We start from the raw sequence: 18310 nt of genomic DNA, 5'->3' as shown, positions 1-18310 counted from the left end.
TGCGGCGACTGCGGGGAAAGGAGGTAAACCCTGAAATTCCAGAAAATTAACGATACTAGTGGTTGCATCAGTTCGAGTTGTAAATAAGATATCCACGTGCTGATACATCAAATTTGAGCAGCGCGAAATTCTCAAGCAAAAAGGCGACGCGCGATTGCTTGGGTTTGTCCTGCAAACATTCAAATCTCAATATCTCAGGACTTACGCAACAGCTACCCCGAACAATCACGGCTTCGTAGGCAGCCTTTTTTGGAGAGGGTTTGGGGGCGTTTCCCCCTCAGGTCTTGGTTTTGATCAAAACACGAAGACTGCATAAGTCCTATATCTATTACTGAGAAACTGCTCGTTAATTGAGTAGATTTTTCAGACAAATCTTGCTGAAACAACGACTGAATAGTTCTAGTTCAGTGGTATCAATCGTCATGCAAAAAATTGAGGTAAATATGCGTCAAAATGTTTTGAACGAATACTTGTTACAACCTTTTGCCCTAGAAGCTGCTAAGAAAGAAGCTAACCGCTTACCTGCGGCTGAATTAGTGCAATCGATAATGGAGATTGAGCCACACAAGCGCGTACTGGCTTTTCGCTTGTTAGAAAAAGAGAAAGCGATCGCGGTTTTTGAATATCTGCGTCCAGAACAACAAGCAGACTTGATTAGAACAATGGAAACTCCAGAAGTTATAAGTTTGCTAGAAGCCCTAGATTTAGATGAGCGCGTACGGCTATTTGAAGAACTTCCGGCAAAGATTACCAAGCGTCTAATTGCTAATCTTAGTCCGCAAGCTCGTGAAGGGGTAAATTTGCTGTTAGGGTATCCCGAACGAAGTGCAGGGCGATTAATGAGCTTGCGCTATCTTGCTGTTCGCGATGATATCACCGTGCAATCACTGTTGAGAAGCATTCGTGAGTCAGAGTTACGCGATAACGAACTTACACTTATCTTTGTCATTGATGCTGAACGATACTATCGTGGGTTTGTTCGTACTGTGCGGTTAATCAAAGCATCACCTGAACAGACACTCAGCAGCTTGATAGAAGGAACCAATATTGCGATTAGAGCAAGCGATCGCGATTTGCAAGCCGTGCGATTGCTTAAAGACAACGATCTGCCCGCGATTCCTGTTGTGGATAACGAAGGACGACTCATTGGCGATATTACCTTTGATGACGTCATCGAATTAGTTGAAGAAGAAGCCACAGATGCAGCACTTGCACAAGGCGGGGTGGGTAATTTATTGCGTCGTGACAGAGTATGGAGCGAGCGTCTCATCCGTGGTTCTTCTTGGTATGCAATTCGATTGCGAATTCTCTTTTTAATCATCACTCTCATTGGTGGAATGCTTGTCGGTGGAGTTATTGAACGCTTTGAAGAGGTACTAGAAGCGGTGACAGCAGCAGCAGTTTTTATTCCTTTAGTCATGGATATGGGAGGAAATGTGGGAACTCAATCTACCACTGTGTTTGCCCGCGGTCTGGCATGGAATCATATCAATGTCAATAGTTTTTTGCCTTATTTGTTGCGCGAAGTTCGGATCGGTGCATCAATGGGTGCAATCTTAGGACTAATAGCAGGTATCATTGCCTATTTCTGGCAAGGTGCACCAAATGGTATTCCGCAACTTGGAACTGCTGTAGCCATTTCGCTATTCTGTGTGATCACCTTAGGTGCAGTGCTTGGTGCAGTATTACCTTGGATAATGCTAAAGCTCGGCTTCGATCATGCACCAGGAGCAGATCCTTTTATTACAACGATTAAAGACTTCACCGGACTCTGGATTTACTTTAGTAGGTTGGCTTGTGGGCATTGAGTCACCATAACCTGTGCTTGAGGAACAGGTGATACAATCTTTGCGATTGAATCTAATACGCAAAAAAATGCAGGGGCAATTGCCATTCCTAGTAAAACTAAAATGCTCATCCCTCAACTTTCAAACTTGGAAACGAATTGGAGGATGAGCGTAACGATTTATATACGTAAATTTGATTACAATTACTAGACCGTAGAGCAAGATGATGGAATGGACAGATTTTGCAGTTCGTTTGGCAGTTGCCTTCTTATTAGGCTCAGCAATTGGCTTAGAAAGACAGTGGCGACAGCGTATGGCAGGATTACGCACTAATACCCTAGTGGCAACAGGCGCGGCCTTATTTGTCATGCTTTCTGTTCTTGTTCCTGGCGAAGCTAGCCCTACTCGTATTGCGGCTCAAGTTGTTTCTGGCATTGGTTTCTTGGCAGGTGGTGTGATCTTACGCGAAGGTTTGAGCGTTCGCGGATTAAATACCGCTGCTACAATTTGGTGTGCAGCAGCGATTGGTTCGTTGGCAGGAGCAGGGTTTATTACTCAAGCTGTGATTGGCTCAATTGCAGTTTTAGTGGCTAATGTTCTCCTGCGCCCTTTGGGGTATCGCATTAATCAAGAACCACTGCAAGGAAGTGAAATAGAATTGTGTTATCAGTGTTCCTTAATGTGTCGTAGCAAGGATGAAGCTCATGTGCGAGCATTGTTGCTGCAAGCTCTAAGTACCAGTACGATGAAGCTACGTTCATTACGTAGCGAAGACTTAGAAGATGTTGCCGATCGAGTTGAAGTCGAAGCCGAAATGTTAACTCAAAATCGTGACGATCAGCTTCTAGAGCAAATCATCAGTCGATTGAGTTTGGAACCAGGAGTCATCGCTGCAAGTTGGCGAGTTATTGAACAAGAGTTTGGTTAGGTATACTGCTTGTTAAACCTTAATTGCAGTATCAATCCACTGTTTAAGAGTTGCAACAACTGCATCAATCGCAATTTCTTGTGATTGTCGGCTTTTGCGCTCAACAACTTCCACTTTACCTGCTTCGAGCGATCGCCCTGTAACAATTCGGTAAGGAATCCCCACAAGATCAGCGTCTTTGAACTTGACTCCAGCGCGTTCGTTGCGATCGTCAAGTAGTGTTTCAATTCCCGAAGCATTTAATTGTTGATAAAGCTTTTCGGCGACTTCTAGTTGTTGCGCGTTGTTGATATTTGGAATTGTCACAATCGCGTGATAAGGCGCGATCGCCACAGGCCATATAATACCATCTTCGTCGTAAGACTGCTCAACAGCAGCTTGCGCAAGGCGCGAAACTCCTACACCATAGCAACCCATCACTAAAGGAACTTCTTCGCCTTGTTCGTTAGTATAAGTAGCCCCCATAGCTGCAGAGTATTTCGTCCCTAACTGAAAAATATGTCCGATTTCGATACCTCGCGCGCTTTGTAAGGTTTGTTCAGGATTATGAATCGCGCGATCGCCGACTCGTGCTTTCCGGACATCGACAATATTTTCTGGTAATTTAAATTGCTCGTGCCAATTTGCCCCAACAACGTGATACCCTGATTCATTCGCTCCTGTTGCGAAATTACGCAAATCAACAGCGGTTTTATCAACTAACCGCAAAAACTTGGGATGCACCTGTTTTTCAGGACGAATGTAATCATCTGCAATATCTGGTGCAATGTATCCTAGCGGTAAAGGTTTTGCTGCCCATTTTTGTTGCATTGTTGCGTCTGGTACTGTAAGAGCGATCGCTGTTTTCCCGCCATATTGTGGTGCAAGGCGAGTGATTTCATTTTGCAACTTCACCTCATTAATGTCTTGATCGCCCCGAATACTAACGAGTACAAGTAGTGTTAAACCATGATCGAACACAACCTGATACAACACGTTTTTCACGACTTGTGTAGGAGAACAGCCAATGAAGTTACACATTGTTTCAATGGTTGGTGTTCCTGGCGTTTCGCGTTTTTCGTAAGTGGTAAACGATGATGGTTCCGCATCAGGTGGTAGCGACACGGCTTTTTCTACGTTAGCGGCGTACTTTCCGTCTTCGGTGTAGAGAACTTCATCTTCACCTGCTTCGGCTAACACCATAAATTCTTGCGAAGCCGAACCACCAATAGCACCTGAATCGGCTTCTACCGCCCGAAAAGCTAAACCACTGCGCCGCAAAATATTACTATACGCGCGGTGCATATCATCATAAGTTTCTCGCAAGCTCGCTTCGTCTGCATTGAAAGAATAAGCATCTTTCATGATAAATTCGCGTCCGCGCATCAAGCCAAAGCGAGGACGAATTTCGTCGCGGAACTTGGTTTGAATTTGATAAAGCGTTTGTGGTAACTGGCGATACGAGCGGATCATATCACGAGCAATACTCGTAACTACCTCTTCATGGGTTGGTCCCAAACCTAACTCACGCTCTTGTCGATCCTTGAGCGCAAACATGATACCTTCAGCTTGCGTATAGGTATCCCAACGCCCTGATTCGCGCCATAACTCTGCGGGTTGTACTTGTGGTAATAAACATTCTTGTGCGCCGATCGCATTCATCTCTTCGCGCACGATTTGAGAAACTTTCTGTAGTACCCGCCACATCAAGGGTAAATAAGCATAGATACCGCTACCGATGCGACGAATATAACCTGCACGCAGTAAAAGTTTATGGCTAGGAATCTCCGCTTCGGCTGGATCTTCCCGTAATGTGACAAAAAGCATTTGAGACAGTCGCATCGCTTGTTCCCTTCTTGTGACCTAGACGATCATCATCTCAGTTCAGTCTAAAACAACATCAAGCTCAGATTTCAAATTACTTTCTTTAAGGTTGACACGAATAGGCAATTTGGAAAGCCAAGGAGGAAATTGTTCATATAAAGACTTGCCACTCGTCATTTAGAGAACTTTCACTGGACTAGACATACATGCAAAAACCTGGCTCTCAACAAACAAGAACCAGGTCTTTACTCAGCCCTCTATCCAATAAGTAAGATAGATATGCACTTTTAATTTAGTTGTAGTAGCTTTTTTCTGCTTCCAACTGCCGAATTAGCTTTTCGTCACCTTTAGCTCTAGCAACCTGTAAGCGATGCTCCAAGCTTTTTTGGATATTGGTACGATGCGTCTCAGCCGTGGTTTGGAAGCGCTGCAATGCATTTTTCATCACAACCCACCTCTTAAAGTTGACGACTTATTAGCGAAATCTAACCGTCAGTGATTTCTTCAATGCCTGCACGCTGTAGCATCGATTGTTGACGATTTTGCTGTCTTTGACGACGTTCGCTCATGAGTAAACGTGCTTGAGCAGTAATAAGACGAGAGTCTTGATTTTGAATACCAATAGCTTTATTCTTCATTGTTCGCCTCTTTCTTGTATGCGTAGTATCGAATGAGGCGCGTTCCTTCGGGAATTTTCCCTACTTCCGTCTTTCTGATATGAAAGATGAACGATTTATCCTTCTTTATCTATATCAATCATAACTCTTGTCGTGCTTCTGTCATTGGGTAGAAAACCGTACTTTTTTGTCTAGATTTACACCTCGCCAGAGAATAATATAATTTAATCACGTGCAGTTGAGGAAGATCCAATAATACTACTCTAGTACACCTTAGTTTATTTTTGCTCCAGACAAAGAGTTTACTCATATTGAGTAACTTCTATTTTTATTTGCTGGATTTAACTATTAGTATGAGTTAATAGTAGTCTTCTGTGGGTTTCATCCAGAGCTATTTCTTCAATCATGACAGGTAAATCTTGAATAACCTGAGAACATTTCTTGATAAAAGCCGCAACCCACTCTTTAACTATCCGATGTTGTTGAGCAGTAACACTTTCTGTGAGTGCTCCATGAAATACAAGCTCAGCAGAACGATTGACTTGGAAATTGTCTAACCAGTCAAAATTAGGACGTGTTAACTGCCAATAGTTAGCAGTAAGCTTTGTTCCTATATAATTGCTACTGAATTGACTCAGACGATTGAGCGCATTGAGCAACTCTGTAATGTTAAGAGATACTTCTTCTAAAGAAAGAGAAGAATTTTTTATAGCGGATAATTCAGGTTTTGCTTTATTTGAAAAAGCTTGGAGTTGAGTAAAAGTTTCTGTTAAGAGCTTAAACGTTTTGATTGTCTGATGAACATCTTTCTGGAGAATAGCTTTTAATTGCTGTGCTGCCAGTGCCCGCAGTTGATTTTTAGCAATATCCGTATCAGTTATAACTAGAAAGCTCAGATGATAATTTAACTTGTAGCTATATGCATAGTATCCCTTAACTTGAAATTGAAAACAATCAACTTCCGAGGAAACAATGGTAATACTTGGCTGAAGGCTTTCAATCAAGCTGTGTTTCTCATGCCCCTCTATCTTTCGGTTGTTGGCATAGAAATATGGTATAGATTGTCCCTGAATTAGGGCAACTCCTAGAACTCCAGGTATCTTTAGAAACTCATGAATAAATTCCTGATACATAGACTAAATTTTTAAAAGCTACAGTAATTTCTCAGAATAAAAACAATTTCATCAGTAGTATCCTACTGCTTAGTTTTGCCTTGATTGTTTGTGTTATCTTATACTATGCTTAATTTTAAAACACTCATGAGTGCAGTGTGTTGAGTTTGGAGTAAAAGTTAATAAATAGTTAAAAAAGCCAGAAAAAGTAATGGTAGTTCGCGATTAAATCACTGAACTACCAAGATGTCTAGAGTCACTAGAGGAAATGCTAAAATTTATTTTGCTAATTCTATAACAATTACATTCATTAAATAGTCAACAAACCTTCTTAAAGTACCTTTAATATAATTCAAATAATTCCTCTTCTTGGTGAGTCTTAATGATACAATCAGATTGAGGATAGGCTCTACACGTAAGAACGAAACCAGCCTTAAGTTCCTTTTCGTTTAAGAAAGAGTGATCTGACTGGTCAACTGAACCTTCAAGAACCTTGCCAATACAAACAACACAAGCACCTGCGCGACAAGCATACGGTAATTCAATGTTTTGCGCTTCGGCAGCATCAAGAATATACTCATCGCCACAAACTTCAATCATGCTGTTTAGTTTGTGTGGTTCGCTTACCAATGTAACTTTATAAATTTTGTCACTGTTTCTATTTACCATTTTTAGCTCCTGATACAGATACTATAGCTTGACGTCAAAGTTGGAAATGAATGAGTAATTTCAAGAAAACAAGCACCCCACAGGGAGTTTTTCTTCATTATTAGTTTTAGTTTGCAAACTTAACTCATGACACTTTTTACTGAAGTTTCGTGCTGCTTGGTAGCCTGCAATATTTCCATCTTCAAAAAAGAATTTTGTAGCTTCGCGCAAATCTGCTAAGGCTGCCTTTTTATTTCCTAGTTCAGCATGAATAATGCTTCGAGTGTAATAAGCTTGGGCATAGCTAGGATTGATACAAATAGCTTCGGTGTAATCTTTGATTGCGGCTTGTAGATTTCCTAAACGTTGGTAAATCAAACCTCGATTGTAGTAGGTTTCAGCATTAGGATTAATACGAATATCCTGGTGACAAATCTCAACTTCTTGTAAATTAGTGACCATTTGGGCAATTTTTGCCTGCTCATTGTGTAGGCTTTGGGTATAGTTTTGTAAGTTATTAGTACCTTGGCTTAAGGTAGTAGTTTGTTGCTGTACTTCTACTAATTGTTGAGTTAGCAACTCGATGTGACCTTGAGTTTCAACGTTTTCTCGTGTAATGTGGAGGATCGCACTTTGCTGGTGCTTGACTTCATCTGATATTTGCCTGCGGTTTGCGAGATTGAGCGCTACCGATAAAGACAGTGGAATAGAAGCAAATAAAGCTTGTTGAGTTACTACAGATGCAATTGAGCCACCAATCGAGCCAAGCACTGATAAAATTTCTACAATGTCCCGCCAGTTACGCTGTGGAAGAACTTTCAAACTTTGTTGCATGATGTCAAAATTCCTCTAGATGATTGCTTTAGCCGAGTATGATGAGATTGAGTTCTAAAATTGGACGCAACAGAAGTGCTTCTTGGGGAGTAAGATACTGCTCGATCACCTCTGGCATGACTTCAAACGTCGTCTTGCAAGTTTGGTCAAATTGATAAGACTTCGCAATGGTATTGTGCCAAAGTAAAAGACCCTCTCGTAAGTGGTCGTGTTCATTGAATAACAAGGCGGCTGCCGCATACCGTAGCACTTGTACAATGTCTCTTCGCCACACTTCGGTAAAATCTCCGGCAGCATTAAGAAATAAATTAGGGTCGAGCGTTCGCAATTTGGTTTCTACTCGATTGATAATTTGAGCCTCGGCGGCGCGAATTTTCTCATAAGCACTCACGCGCTGCTCCCAAGACTGAAAATAGCTTTTGAGAAACTGAAGTTCCTCCGTTTTGGCATAGCGACCGTCCGCTTCTATGCTTAAGCGGGTTAGTTGTGTTAGCATATTTTTCTATTTGGTAACAATCTATCTTTTTAAGCTTCGCGGGTACGGGCAAGATAGGCTTCTACGGAAGTACGCGTGTCTTTGAGTTGGCTAATCATCGAACGCGTAATCAACTTGCCAGCTTCTACCAAAATCTTGCCTTCCAAGGGATGTAGGATATCTTGCTCTGCACGGCGACCTATTAAGGTTTCAATATCCTTGATCGCATTAATATGCATTCCAGCAGGAATCTCAACAACAACACCATCACCAATAACTCGCGCCTGACAAGCAAGGCGGGAATTGGGCTGCGCTGTCGCGATCGCCTCTAACGTCCGCTTTTCTCGACGGTTAAGCGGAGAAAGACTTTCCATACCACTTTTGATGTAAACGTGGCAGGTAGAACACATCCCTCGCCCAGAACACTCTGGAAGAATATTTAGTTCGTTGGTGAGTACTCCATATAAAAGGTTGTCATTGGTTTTGACAACTGTTTCTTGAGCAATAGGTTCTAGTTTTACAATCTTGGTCACGTTTGATGCTCCTGTTAGCGGCGAGGTTAATAGCACCGATCTTCAATTTAGGTATTACCCCTACATAGCCAAGCCATAATAATTTCATGCTCGTGCCCTTCATCTAACCAGGCTGCTATTGGTTTGAGACGTTCTGCTAAGCCTAAAACAAAGCGGTTACAATCAGCCTGCAAAGACTCACAAGAGGTTTGCACGCAGTGGAGTTGTCGTCCAGTAAGTTGGCTAAAAAAAGCACTCAGTATGCCTGCTTCTAGAAAACACGCTGGTTTCGCCTGTAGAGGTTGCTGTGCAAAGGGGGAGTTCCAAATTTTGATAACTAAAAATCCCTGCTGATAATAGTCCATGTCGAAGTCAAAAGCTCCCCAGCCGTGTGTTTTCCAGCATTGTTTTAGGCATTGCAGAAACTCGATCATCTCCATTGCGGCTAAAGGCTTGCTATAGTAGTCACTTACTTCTTCAACAAAACGGGCATAAAAGTTCTTACCCCACCATCGACCGCAGTTAAAAAGCACTAAACCCGCAGCTTGACCTGTTTCTTTGTCGATACCAGCATAAATCGCTTGTATCAAAGTCTCTGGTAAAGCTAAAAGGCGATCGCCGCGACGGTTTTCGAGCAAACCTGCTTCAAAGTCACCCTTAATGTAAGCATCAACAGCAAAGTAGTTTCCTGGTAAGCGTTCGTCTTGCAGTAAATCAGTAATAGCGATCATGAGGAGTCTTCCATATTCAAGATTTGACAGGATTTCTACAATTCAGCCACAGCGCTTGTCTGCAAAAGAGTTGTTGCAGCTTGCGCTAAAAAAGGTTGCAATAAAGCCAACTGTTGCGCATTCAAATGTTCTGGCAACTGATTCTGTAAAAGTTGATATATGTTTGTCTCAATTGCTTGTGTTTGATAAGCTTGTACTATATCAATCAGCCACTCTAAAAGTCTTTGCCGCAGAAATTCTTGGTTATTGAGTAGCATCGCCATAGTGCAGTAGCGCAAGACTAATAGCCCACGTTTCAAAGCTTGCTCTAAATCTCGCTGATTTTGTGCAAAAGTTACCAGAAGTTGATCGGCGATTGGTTGAAAGATGGCGACTTCTTGGTCACGTAGTAACTCATAGGTTTCGAGGCGTACTTGCAGCGATGCAATACAAAGCTTGGCAGTCGTAATTTCTTCTGGATTCAAATAGTGGTCTTCAGCCTCGTAGAGTAGACTTTTAATCTCAGAGTGCATATTTATTCGATTTAAAATAGTGTCGATAGGTCTGTTAATGTCGTTTTGACAGGTGCTTCAAATGAGTTTGGCAGCAGCAATTTCTTTGGTAAGGAGCCTATTTCTGGATGACCTTCCCAATCAATCAACTTGAAAAACGCACTCACCTGTAAAGTTATGCTTGAAGATTGATTTATGTCGTGCCAGTTAAATTTTTCATGCGGTTGACCTTGCCAGTGAGTGAAGCTAAAGAATTCTTGTACTGATAAGCATTGCCAAGAATCTAGATGGCAGGTGATCGCGGCTTCTGCTTGCAGCGTGAGTTGCAGAAACTGGTGTTGGTACTGCTCGTTGAAACTCTCTCGCGGTTGACCTTGCCAGTGAGTGAAGCTAAAGAATTCTTGTACTGATAACAACCAGGAATTCTGACTGCTCATCTGAGTCGTTCCCCACTTTGGAGCCGCTTTTCAATGTCTCTAGCGGTAGCACCTTCGTTCTGCCAAAAGGTTGCAGCATCAATGCGATCTTGTTTACCCAATAGAAATTTACAGTAAGTTTCTCCCATTGAGTAACACTGGATTTCAATACAGCTTAAAGGTTTTTTCACCAACTCACTAAAGAAACCAGCAAACAAACCAGCATAAAGATGACACACAGGTTTACCGACATCACCTAGCGTACGGGCTACTGCTGAATCAAAAATATTGATAAACGTAAATCCGTTCTTTTGGTCACTTATGTCTACTTCCCAGTTTCCCCATCCCTGGCTAATAAAAGGCCACCACCAAGCCTCTAACAAAAAAGCAGAATTCGTCTCAGTAATTGTCTTTTTGTACTCCTTCTCAAACCACCGTTGGAAAAAATCGGCATCTTTACTACCCCACTCGTAGCCAATTTTGTACATAACAACCGTCGAAGCACTACCGACTTCTTCTTCTAAGCCCTCGATCAAACCAATAATGAAATCTTCACTAACAAAAATATTACGGGACTCATTCCAATCGATAACTGTTCCTGTATCAAGTTGAAAATGGAAAAAATCATCAAAACTATAGTGGTCATGCTTTTTAGGATATTTCTGTTTGAGAAAATGCTTTACTTTGAATGCAGACTCGTCTTTCTGGTCAATGAATATATCTGTAGAAGTAATAACCATACTAGGTATCCTTTGATTTAAAAATCGCTAAATCGTATTGCTCTTAGCTTTAGGTCTTTTATTCATGAATAGCTTTTTAATCGTTTCTACTTATGTATATCCTTGGTTAATGAATCAAAGCATCGATGAAAATACTATTTTTATTTGTTTACATATTAATAACATTCGCAATCACTTGATTACGCCTTATCAATCATTTGGACGCTCTAAGCTTAATATTTCTACAAATATTTCAACACAAATGAACAATTTTATGGAAATTTTATTTTTTTTAAGAAGTTAATCAGGCTTGCTTGTTCTATTTTTAAATTAACTGAACTTTTTGCTCAGTATAATTACTGTTAAAATTACAAAGTCATAATTCTAATAAAGAAAAGACTTTAGTTGATACCAATAGCAAGGTTGAGTGAGAATATATTGATTGTCAAAAAGGCCTTACGGAAGCATAAGTGAGCGTTATCTAGCAAGATAACTGCTAGTATTTAATCAAATCGCTGACCAATTTTTTACTATCAATGAGCAGACTGTATTTGTGGATCAAGATGTGGACTTAGCCCAGTAAGCTTTACTTATATACCACGACGCCGTAATTTGTTTTCGCTCCAGACAACATAGGCGATCGCTAACCCCATTGCTCCAACAACCAGCAAAAAAGTCAGCATATTTTCGATAGCTCCTCAAAGGTTATCTATGTTGCGCTCAGCCATAGCTTAGCTTATTGATTAACTTCGCCGTAGTTTTCTAAATTACAACGATAAGCTTTTTAACGATCGACATCACAAACGGCTTCGACTTCGACTTCGACTAGCATCGCTGGATCGACAAGTGCTTGAATTTCCACCATCGTGTTTGCAGGGGGATGTTCGCCAAAAGATTCTTGATGTGCTTGCGCAAACTCAGCCCAGCGTTTTATATCAGTGACATACACGCGAGTACGGACAACATCAGGCAAGTCTGCGCCTAAATTTTGTAAAGCTTTCTGAATAATTGCTAAACAGCGCTTGGTTTGTGCATATGCATCATTGGGTGCGAAAACGCCGCCTTGCTCATCGATAGGCGCTGTACCGGATACATAAATATGATTTCCAACACGGATAGCGCGACAGTAACCAGCTTTTGTTTCCCACGCAGTTCCTGAAAATGTTCTTTGTCGTTGCATACTTATTTCTATGCGATCGCGAACATCCTCTAAATTAGTTAGAGGAGCTAGTTAAGCATTATAAAGCTTGGTGGAGCGCTGTAAACAAATAGAAGGAATAGCCAAATGACCGTAATAGCATCTACTGATTTACCTGATTTTATGACGACTTTAACGGCTGCTGTGAACAACAAGAAAAGCGATCGCCCCTCCGCTTCAGCAGTAGTTTTGGCGCTGTTGCAAGCAGAAAAAGCAGCTAAACAGCAACGCATTGCCTATCCTGTAGACACTTTATTAGGTACTTGGCAACTTTGGTTTACTGCTCCACGTAAAGCACACTTTCAAAATGGTCAGGTTTTAGGTAAAGGCTTGTATATATCTCAAATTGCTCGCGCACAAATTTCTTTTGTTAATCAAGAAGAATTATCTATTAGCAATCAGATTCAATTAGGTTCACTACTATTTAAGCTCACCGGTCCTGCTAAGTACCTTGGCAAGAAAAACTTACTAGCATTTGACTTTACTCGGATGCAATTAAGCTTGTTTGGTCGGGCTATTTATAATGGTAAGTTTCCTACTAAAGCTAGTACAATCAATTTTGTAGAGCAACCGATTGCTAAACTGCCTTTTTTTGCTTTCTTTTTGGTAAATGAAGATTTTATTGCCGCTCGTGGTCGTGGTGGTGGAATAGCAATTTGGGTTAAAAATAAATAATTTCTTTTAATTAGGAAAAATCTTAGATAAATCAAGTACTAAAGCTGAGAAATGAGGCAGATTAACTGATTCGGTTGGGAGAAAGATGAGTTTTTGACGATAGCCAAAGTTATTTTGTAAATCTTGATAAGGTTCGCTGTAGCATTCTAAACAATTAGCTTGTAAGTTAAATATCCAGTAATTAGAGATACCTGATTCTGCGTATAATGGCAGCTTAACTTCTTGGTCATATTTTAATGTAGAATCAGCAATCTCAATCACCAGTAAGATATCAACTGACGTAGGATGAGCAGACAAGTAGTCATCAGAACGATTGCGTACAAGCGTTAAATCTGGTTCAGGTTCACTGTCTGTGAGGAGGACAATAGGTTCTTGCCCGCGTACAATACCTTTGTCTCCTAATAGCTTGAACAACTCTCGATATAAGCGAGTGCTACAAACCGAGTGAGATGTACCTTTAGCCGACATTTGAAAAATTTCTCCGCGAATAAGTTCAACTCGGTTGTCTTGAAAGAATCCAAGTTCTGCGAGGCGGTGATATTCTTCTCGCGTGAAGCGTTTAGCCGTAATCGTGCTCATGAGAAATCCGAGTGGGCGATCGCAGGTACATTCAAATCGTAGCTTGCAGCATTAATAAACGGATAAATGTCATTAAGGTCTTTTGCTCAGAACTGCTGGTGCATTAACAGTTAGCCGCATCTGTGTTGCAGAAATTGCTAACCAAGGTTGACCGACGATTAAATCAGCGAAAGGACTATTAGACGGTACTTTTAATTGTGCATTAACTAACCCGAATTGCGCCTCTACGTCAAATGTAAAAATTAACAAATCAGCATTCTTGGTACTAAAACTAGAAGCACCCAAGCGCGGTTTCAAGCCAAGACTAAATAAAGAATTGTAATTCAAAGTACATAAAGTGCTATTACTTTGTTGCACGGTGACACTATTTTCTCCCCAGCTAAAATCTGCAAATTCTTTCGGTAATCCCCAGATTTCGCGCCCGCCAGCGACAGAATTAGGATTATCGACATAAATATGCGAAACCCAGCCGCCAATTTTCCCTGAGTGAGTAACAGCAGCAGCAACGACAATTAATTCGCTGTACTCCAGTACCGAACCAAAACCATAATCAGATAAATACACACCACCGACTGTCTTACCAGGAAGCACAGAGATGATATCAAGTTCTTGCGGAATCAAAGAACGCACGCGGTCAATCTCTATAAGATGCAGTGTTGCAACTGCGTAGCCTTGAAGTGTCCAGGGTGCTTGAGGATAGAGTGTCATGTTTGATATTCTTTAACAATTACCTATTACCTATTACCCAAATATAAAAAAATCCCCACTCAGAATTCTCCTGAGTGGAGACTTAGTTATTGATTTCAACTATTTGGTTTCGGTGAAATCTGCATCAATGACATCGTCACCGCCAGAGGTAGCACCTGCATCGCCACCATCTGGAGTAGGACCGCCACCAGCCGCAGCACCAGGACCGCCTTGTTGTTGATACAGGTTAGTACCAATGCTGTAAAGTGTTTGTTGTAACTCTGGCATCAAAGTCTTAATGCGATCATCATCTTCCTTAGATACAGCTTCGCGTAAGTCTTTGACTAAACCTTCTACCTTGGTTCTATCGCTAGCAGGGACTTTATCACCCAAATCTTGCAGTTGCTTCTCAGCTTGATAAGCTAAAGAATCAGCTTGGTTCTTGCGATCAACTTTTTCGCGACGCTCTTTGTCAGCAGCAGCGTTTCTCTCAGCTTCAGATACCATGCGCTCAACTTCAGTCTTATCTAGAGTTGAAGCACCCGTAATGCTGATTGATTGCTCTTTACCACTACCTTTATCTTTCGCAGTGACATTGAGAATACCGTTGGCGTCGATATCAAAAGTCACTTCAATTTGCGGAACGCCACGCGGTGCGGGAGGAATACCATCTAAGCGGAATGTCCCTAAGCTCTTATTATCGCTTGACATTTCGCGCTCACCTTGTAGAACGTGGATTTCTACATTGGTTTGCCCGTCAACTGCTGTTGAGAAGACTTCAGACTTCTTGGTAGGAATTGTGGTGTTGCGGGGAATAATTCGAGTCATGACACCACCCAGGGTTTCTACACCCAAGGAGAGGGGTGTAACGTCGAGTAATAAGATACCGGTAACATCACCAGCAAGAACACCGGCTTGGATTGCAGCACCAACTGCGACAACTTCATCAGGGTTAACAGTTTGGTTTGGCTCTTTACCCAGCATCCGCTTGACGAGTTCTTGAACTGCGGGAATCCGTGTAGAACCACCAACCAACACAACTTCGTTAATTGCGCTCTTATCGATTTTGGCATCACGTAACGCATTTTCTACAGGAATGCGACAACGGTCAATCAAGTCAGAACAAAGTTCTTCAAACTTAGCGCGGGTAAGCGTTGTGTCGAGGTGCTTAGGACCATCTTGAGTAGCGGTAATAAATGGTAGGTTGATTTCCGCTTGAGTAACGCTCGAAAGCTCGATTTTGGCTTTTTCTGCTGCTTCAGTTAAGCGTTGTAGCGCTTGTCTATCCTTACGCAAATCAATACCTTCGCTCTTGCGGAATTCTTCTGCTAAGTAATCAACAATTTTCTTATCGAAGTCGTCACCACCAAGGTGGGTATCACCCGATGTTGCCATAACTTCAAATACGCCGTCGCCAACTTCGAGGATGGATACGTCGAAGGTCCCACCACCAAGGTCAAATACAAGAATTGTTTCATTACTCTTCTTGTCAAAACCGTAGGCAAGAGAAGCGGCGGTCGGTTCGTTGATAATCCGTAAAACTTCAATACCAGCAATTCGCCCAGCATCTTTTGTCGCCTGACGCTGCGAGTCGTTGAAGTAAGCAGGAACAGTAATAACTGCTTGAGTGACAGTTTCACCTAAATATTTGCTGGCGTCTTCGACTAACTTACGCAATACTTGCGCAGAGATTTCTTCTGGGGCAAACTGCTTACCAGCCCCAGGGCAATCAAGCTTGACGTTGCCACTGCTATCGCGCAACACTTTGTAAGCTACTTCGGTAGCTTCGTTTGTCACCTCGTCGTATCTACGTCCGATGAAGCGCTTTACAGAATAAAACGTGTTTTCGGGGTTCATTACTGCTTGGCGCTTAGCAATTTGACCTACCAAGCGATCGCCATTCTTCGCAAAGGCAACGACGGATGGCGTTGTCCGAAAGCCTTCTGCGTTAGCAATAACGGTGGGTTTACCACCTTCCATAACTGCGACACAGGAGTTTGTCGTACCTAAGTCTATTCCAACTACTTTTGCCATTGGGAATCTTGGCTCCGTATAACTACTAAAATGAGAACAAAACTAGAAACAGAACAACTATCTAATCAGCAGCCCTTTCCAGTTTCAATACTGATTGAATTTATGTACTGATCTATATACTGAGCATGGCTTGCTACTCTATGAAGGAGGGTTTTCCGAACATATCTAGGACGGTTAAACTAGAGTTTGTTCATCAACCTCCACGTTTTTGACTGCTGAGTGCACTGTGTCTAATGTACGTAAATCAGTACCCTGAAGAATTGGGGCGAACCGTAATTCAGTAGTTGTGTTTGCCGTCAATAGTGGAGAGAATGCGAGTGAGGGGCGATCTGTATTATGAATTCTGATTGTGATTTTGCTGCCACCGCTCTGTAGTAAGACGATACAGCACATGAGGTAGATTGGCATGAATAATGTTGCATTCGTATTGAAATCCGACTTTTGCCATCACTCGTTGTGATGCTTGGTTGTCAGCGTCATGCAAACGACTTGTGCTATCTCAAGATTCTCAAAACCGACTTTTAGCATTGCCTTTGCCATTTCGGTTACCAATCCTTTGCCCCAGTAAATTGGCATAAGTGCATAAGCGAGTTCGATCTCATCGTTACCATCTACATAAATATTACGTAACCCACCACGACCAACAAATTCACCGTTGGTTTTGTCGCGAAATATCCACAGCCCATATCCATAGCGTTGCCAATGCTCTAAATTTCTGTGGAGATACTGCTTTGTTTGCGCGTCAGAACGAATACCATTAAGCGTTGCCATGACGTTTGGCTCTTGGTGCATCTGGCATAAGATAGAGAAATCTTCTGCGCATAAGCAAGATGCCGTTAGGCGATCACTACTAAATTTTTCTACTTGCTCAACTTGCATAATATAGATACTCAAGATATTTGTTCGTTGAAGTGACTTGTCGAAATCGTGGTGGTAATAAGGTTGTGGCGGCTGTAACACTACTGTTTGCTTGAAATATGGAATCCTTCCTCAAGGAATTATTGCGAGTCTGTGCGCTTTTTGTAATTTCCGGCGTATGCAATTAGGGAAGAATAACTAATTATGAATTGGTTTTCATTGTTATCAACAATCAATTGAGATTCTCAATAATAGGAGTTTAAAATTATTGATAATTAGTAGATGCATTAACTTTTGAAGATCTTATCCAAAAAATATTTATTTTTCGCGATCTGAATTTTATTTTAGACTTAGTTTTTATATTAATATAGTCGTCATACCTTTAAGATTTAATAGAGCTATCTTTACTATTTAAATGTTATCATTTATCTAAATCGACGTGCAGGCTTCACTGATCTACTTATTACACTTACTGGTGTATGAAATCGACTCAACCTTATCAACCGCTACTTTTACGTATTCTGCATGGACTTACAAGTCTTTTCCTCATTGCTGCAATTTTGACGGCTTACTGGACATATGATACTTACGATGGGCGCTGGGGGAGAATTCCACTGCCTTCTTATCGAGAAATTGAAGGTATACATGGAACTTTTGGACTGTGTACCTTACTCATATTTCCTGCATTTGTGATTTATGCATTTCATCGAGGGCAAAAGCGGCTGATTCAACCTGATTCATTCGCTAAATTAACTCAGATTGGTAAACCGATTTGGTGGTACACATTGAATCGTTTGACGAATACATTTGCACTGATAGCATTAACGTTTGCGCTATTTAGTGGCAAAATGATGAATTCAGGATGGTTGCCCAGGGGAGAACTAAACCACAGTTGGTACTATGCTCATTTGATTGCGTGGGTTGTTATGGTTGCGGCGATCGCACTTCACTTGTTGATGAATGTGAGAGTGGGCGGAGTACCGTTGCTACTATCGATGCTAAATTGGCGATTTCGTGACAAAGATAGTCCCAGGCTTTGGTCTACCTATATTACGCAATGGTGGTCAAGTGTTCAACGGGGGTCTTGGTCAAATTGGTTTCCATCTGCATCTATTTTGACGATACTGGAATGGGCGATTTTAATAAGTATTGCTGCTGCCTGGATCATTCCATTATTTAAGTAACTACTCTACAAAATACAGGCTT

21 protein-coding genes and 1 riboswitch are annotated in these 18310 nt (G+C 41.6%); of the genes, 4 read left to right on the top strand and 17 right to left on the bottom strand.

Translation table 11 applies throughout. The features are described 5' to 3' along the window. The first annotated feature begins 422 nt into the window (after positions 1–422). Positions 423–1808 carry a magnesium transporter gene (mgtE, locus tag NIES1031_RS05455; protein ID WP_236738728.1) on the top strand — a complete coding sequence of 462 codons (1386 nt, stop codon included), beginning with the start codon at positions 423–425 and terminating at the stop codon, positions 1806–1808. 202 nt (positions 1809–2010) lie between these two features. Further along, on the top strand, positions 2011–2715 hold the full coding sequence (locus tag NIES1031_RS05450) for an MgtC/SapB family protein (protein WP_236738727.1): 705 nt from the start codon (positions 2011–2013) through the stop codon (positions 2713–2715). A 12-nt stretch (positions 2716–2727) separates the two neighbouring features. On the opposite strand, the gene NIES1031_RS05445 is transcribed toward NIES1031_RS05450, so the two are convergent. From NIES1031_RS05445 to NIES1031_RS05390, 13 genes are all read right to left on the bottom strand, one after another. Continuing rightward, complete coding sequence (locus tag NIES1031_RS05445) at positions 2728–4536, bottom strand: proline--tRNA ligase (RefSeq protein ID WP_073548483.1); 1809 nt, start codon at positions 4534–4536, stop codon at positions 2728–2730. Between the two features lie 274 nt (positions 4537–4810). Then, a complete protein-coding gene (gene pirA, locus NIES1031_RS24185; RefSeq protein WP_178378053.1) occupies positions 4811–4963 on the bottom strand; it encodes an arginine synthesis PII-interacting regulator PirA in 153 nt (50 codons plus the stop codon). Positions 4964–5003: 40 nt separating this feature from the next. After that, positions 5004–5156, bottom strand: a complete 153-nt coding sequence (locus NIES1031_RS24180; protein ID WP_178378052.1) for a hypothetical protein — start codon at positions 5154–5156, stop codon at positions 5004–5006. A gap of 36 nt (positions 5157–5192) precedes the next feature. Beyond that, positions 5193–5251, bottom strand: a riboswitch (Glutamine riboswitch). 225 nt (positions 5252–5476) lie between these two features. After that, positions 5477–6268, bottom strand: a complete 792-nt coding sequence (locus NIES1031_RS05440) for a hypothetical protein (RefSeq protein ID WP_073548482.1) — start codon at positions 6266–6268, stop codon at positions 5477–5479. 321 nt (positions 6269–6589) lie between these two features. Further along, a complete protein-coding gene (locus tag NIES1031_RS05435) occupies positions 6590–6916 on the bottom strand; it encodes a 2Fe-2S iron-sulfur cluster-binding protein (RefSeq protein WP_073548481.1) in 327 nt (108 codons plus the stop codon). A 60-nt stretch (positions 6917–6976) separates the two neighbouring features. Then, entirely contained in the window at positions 6977–7729 is a 753-nt protein-coding gene (locus tag NIES1031_RS05430) for a tetratricopeptide repeat protein (RefSeq protein WP_073548480.1), read from the bottom strand. A 28-nt stretch (positions 7730–7757) separates the two neighbouring features. After that, positions 7758–8225 carry a globin family protein gene (locus NIES1031_RS05425; protein ID WP_073548479.1) on the bottom strand — a complete coding sequence of 156 codons (468 nt, stop codon included), beginning with the start codon at positions 8223–8225 and terminating at the stop codon, positions 7758–7760. 29 nt (positions 8226–8254) lie between these two features. Beyond that, on the bottom strand, positions 8255–8737 hold the full coding sequence (locus NIES1031_RS05420) for a 2Fe-2S iron-sulfur cluster-binding protein (RefSeq protein WP_073548478.1): 483 nt from the start codon (positions 8735–8737) through the stop codon (positions 8255–8257). A gap of 47 nt (positions 8738–8784) precedes the next feature. Further along, the gene (locus NIES1031_RS05415; RefSeq protein ID WP_073548477.1) at positions 8785–9447 is read right to left on the bottom strand and encodes a V4R domain-containing protein; all 663 of its coding nucleotides are present in this window, start codon (positions 9445–9447) and stop codon (positions 8785–8787) included. A gap of 35 nt (positions 9448–9482) precedes the next feature. Further along, positions 9483–9959 (bottom strand): globin family protein, encoded by a 477-nt coding sequence (locus tag NIES1031_RS05410; RefSeq protein WP_073548476.1) that lies wholly within the window; start codon positions 9957–9959, stop codon positions 9483–9485. Between the two features lie 11 nt (positions 9960–9970). Then, on the bottom strand, positions 9971–10375 hold the full coding sequence (locus tag NIES1031_RS05405) for a hypothetical protein (protein ID WP_084544256.1): 405 nt from the start codon (positions 10373–10375) through the stop codon (positions 9971–9973). Further along, the gene (locus tag NIES1031_RS05400; RefSeq protein WP_073548475.1) at positions 10372–11094 is read right to left on the bottom strand and encodes a V4R domain-containing protein; all 723 of its coding nucleotides are present in this window, start codon (positions 11092–11094) and stop codon (positions 10372–10374) included. The genes NIES1031_RS05405 and NIES1031_RS05400 overlap by 4 nt, the downstream gene beginning before the upstream one ends. A gap of 763 nt (positions 11095–11857) precedes the next feature. Continuing rightward, the gene (locus NIES1031_RS05390; RefSeq protein WP_073548473.1) at positions 11858–12253 is read right to left on the bottom strand and encodes a RidA family protein; all 396 of its coding nucleotides are present in this window, start codon (positions 12251–12253) and stop codon (positions 11858–11860) included. A 207-nt stretch (positions 12254–12460) separates the two neighbouring features. Here NIES1031_RS05390 and NIES1031_RS05385 point away from each other — a divergent pair, with 207 nt between their 5' ends. Next, positions 12461–12946 (top strand): hypothetical protein, encoded by a 486-nt coding sequence (locus tag NIES1031_RS05385; protein WP_236738726.1) that lies wholly within the window; start codon positions 12461–12463, stop codon positions 12944–12946. 6 nt (positions 12947–12952) lie between these two features. Here the strand turns inward: NIES1031_RS05385 and NIES1031_RS05380 are convergent, their stop codons facing one another. The 4 genes from NIES1031_RS05380 to NIES1031_RS05365 all read right to left on the bottom strand — a co-directional run bounded on the left by NIES1031_RS05380 (position 12953) and on the right by NIES1031_RS05365 (position 17206). Further along, positions 12953–13525: a Uma2 family endonuclease gene (locus tag NIES1031_RS05380; RefSeq protein ID WP_073548471.1), complete on the bottom strand. Its 573-nt coding sequence runs from the start codon at positions 13523–13525 to the stop codon at positions 12953–12955. A gap of 72 nt (positions 13526–13597) precedes the next feature. Next, entirely contained in the window at positions 13598–14233 is a 636-nt protein-coding gene (locus tag NIES1031_RS05375; RefSeq protein ID WP_073548470.1) for an acetoacetate decarboxylase family protein, read from the bottom strand. A 99-nt stretch (positions 14234–14332) separates the two neighbouring features. Further along, complete coding sequence (gene dnaK, locus NIES1031_RS05370) at positions 14333–16246, bottom strand: molecular chaperone DnaK (protein WP_073548469.1); 1914 nt, start codon at positions 16244–16246, stop codon at positions 14333–14335. A gap of 447 nt (positions 16247–16693) precedes the next feature. After that, entirely contained in the window at positions 16694–17206 is a 513-nt protein-coding gene (locus tag NIES1031_RS05365; protein WP_218596678.1) for a GNAT family N-acetyltransferase, read from the bottom strand. Positions 17207–17583: 377 nt separating this feature from the next. Between NIES1031_RS05365 and NIES1031_RS05360 the strand changes: the two genes are divergently transcribed. Then, positions 17584–18288, top strand: a complete 705-nt coding sequence (locus tag NIES1031_RS05360) for a cytochrome b/b6 domain-containing protein (RefSeq protein WP_073548468.1) — start codon at positions 17584–17586, stop codon at positions 18286–18288. Positions 18289–18310: the final 22 nt, after the last annotated feature.

The sequence above is a fragment of the Chroogloeocystis siderophila 5.2 s.c.1 genome (assembly GCF_001904655.1).
GTDB lineage: Bacteria > Cyanobacteriota > Cyanobacteriia > Cyanobacteriales > Chroococcidiopsidaceae > Chroogloeocystis > Chroogloeocystis siderophila.
Note: the sequence above shows the minus strand (reverse complement) of the source record. Positions and strands in the feature narration are given on the sequence as shown.